Origin of the sequence: Halorubrum sp. C191 (assembly GCF_002727095.1) — an archaeon.
Classification (GTDB): domain Archaea; phylum Halobacteriota; class Halobacteria; order Halobacteriales; family Haloferacaceae; genus Halorubrum; species Halorubrum ezzemoulense.
In genome coordinates, this window is sequence record NZ_NHNZ01000031.1 from 1 (window position 1) to 2,229 (window position 2,229).

Here is a 2,229-nt window from a genome sequence, read left to right on the forward strand (position 1 = left end):
GCCGACATGGCGACAGAGGCGTTTTCACAGACAGACCAGCGAGTCAGTGACCAGTAGAGCTCTGTCGAGGTCAACGACGAATGATGTCCGTATCCTCTGTGGCCAGTGCGTCAGAAAGAGATCATCCAGAGAACTGGTACCGGTTTTGGACGGACGTGACGAAGTCGAAGGCCTTGACGAGTTGAACTGCATCCTTGTAGCCATGCTGTGAGAGGGCACGCTCAATCCCGTGGAACGCGGCCAAATCATTCGTGTAGATGCCGATCGATTCTGTCCGTCCTTGTTCGAGGAGTGTTGGTGCTGCCCCACCCACTTCTACATCTGCTTGCTCTATCGTGTGCTCGGGACGACCGTGGCAAACATTTATAGTTTCTAGTTTCGTAACTATATACACGGTGAGCTACGATACAGAGCACGTGCGAAACGCGGGTGACACACCGGGGATGATCATCGGAATCCCTACGTTCGCAGAATTACTCGATAACCCGTCTCTCGCTAGTCTCTATACATCGATTCGGCAGTCCGGGACTACCACGGGCCCTGAACTCGTTGAAACAACGACAGTCTCGAAGAAGACGGTGTACGACTATCTACATAAACTGGAACAGGCGGGCCTGATCAGCAACGTTGACCATGATAGCAGGACCGCCGTATACACCGCTGAAGAGTTCAAACTGACATTGACAGTCCGCGAGACAGAAGTCTCGATTACCCCTGAACTTATCGAAGTGATCGCCCAGAAAAACGAACATCCAGCGATCGAGCGGGTTCTCGAAGATCACGGTATCGTCACGTTCGCACTCGCGTACGACCTCGTGAAAGCACACAGTGAGGGGGGTATCACAATCCGGCAGATCGCGAGCCTCGCAGACCTTTCTTCTGGAACTGCGTATGATCTTGTCGAAGCCATCTATTCGATTCTCGATCTTGGTGACGAGGAGTCGGCCCCGACGACGTACACACCAGATGATTTCGATGAGGTTGAGAGCGATCCCCTCGAAGAATTTGACGGCAAGTAGGCTGAATGACGAGGATCTATACCGCGAATGTTGCGGACACGGTGATGTTTCGGAACTTGGGGAAGCACCCCAGTCCGCACCTACAATCACTCAAAAGTGCCGTAGAGGAAACCGGTACAGAAATTTGGGTGCCAGCAGCAGTCTACCACGAACTGACGGATACCGGGAGTGCTGACTCACCGACGAATCCGTACCTCGATATGGCTATCGAAGAAGGGTGGCTGCGGGTAGCCCCACCGCTTCCAGGTAACCGTACAGCGGGATTCGATAGTAGTGCTGGACCGGTTGAGAAAGCACGGTTCGTTGCAGATGAGTTTCTCAACCAGCAAAGCAAGTATCCAGAGACGAACAACTGGCAGGATGCAGCAGTAGTCGCGTTGGCAGTTCGACTGTTCGATGCGAATGCTCGAATCCGTGTGATCACCCACACAGCGGACAAAAATCTGGCCAAGGCGTGCGCTCGTATCCCTCCTGAATTTGGATACTACGATATCAAATCCCGATACTATAACCCGCCCCAGACAGCAAAGGCTGAGTTTCCAACTATTGACCAGCTTTCGTGGAATGAGTGATCCACCGCTAGGTCCAGCTCTGAGGCACTCGGTTTAATTATTGACATACATAACAGAAACCTGTTACAGACATCTGTTACAGGTGTCTGTAATAGATGCTTATTCTAGATAGTTCTATCAGGTGCATTCTTCAAGATCGAGATCCCACCAGTACCGCTTCTAGTTCCAAAACAAATACAGATAGTTGTTGCAGAAAAATTTTCTAGATATTCGTTACAGATTGTAGTCCCGAATGTCTGACACAGATATATGTAACAGGCAGTCATATGAGTCGATATATGATAACGACTGTCATCTACGCTGAGTCCGGGGGGACGTACAAAACGACCATGACAGCAAACCTCGCGGTCGCGTTCAAGCGGATGGGGCTTGATGTCCTCGTGATCGACTTAGACCCACAGACAGGAAATCTTACCTCACTCTTCGACGTCGGAGAGAACCGTGGGAACCCGGATGCAGATAATCTCGTAAAGCATATTCTGGAAATGCCTGATAGCGACTTCGACGATCTCATCGAGACCTGTGAGGAGGGCATCGACATAATTCCGAGCCACGACATGTTGGGGGACTTCACCTCCAACCTCGAGCAGAAAATCTCCTATGAAACTGGGATGAAGGGTCAGTCGATCACATCGACA

Annotated in this window: 4 protein-coding genes; all 4 read left to right on the forward strand. The window is 51.0% G+C overall.

The window, feature by feature from the left end:
- Positions 1-211 (forward strand): hypothetical protein (locus Z052_RS20715; protein ID WP_206746942.1); only part of this gene is annotated, 211 nt, incomplete at its 5' end.
- Positions 212-365: 154 nt separating this feature from the next.
- On the forward strand, positions 366-1,019 hold the full coding sequence (locus Z052_RS02510) for a helix-turn-helix domain-containing protein (RefSeq protein WP_099288749.1): 654 nt from the start codon (positions 366-368) through the stop codon (positions 1,017-1,019).
- 14 nt (positions 1,020-1,033) lie between these two features.
- Positions 1,034-1,591 carry a hypothetical protein gene (locus Z052_RS02515; RefSeq protein ID WP_099288750.1) on the forward strand — a complete coding sequence of 186 codons (558 nt, stop codon included), beginning with the start codon at positions 1,034-1,036 and terminating at the stop codon, positions 1,589-1,591.
- 278 nt (positions 1,592-1,869) lie between these two features.
- The coding region (locus tag Z052_RS02520; protein WP_144049986.1) for a ParA family protein at positions 1,870-2,229 on the forward strand (360 nt) is incomplete at its 3' end.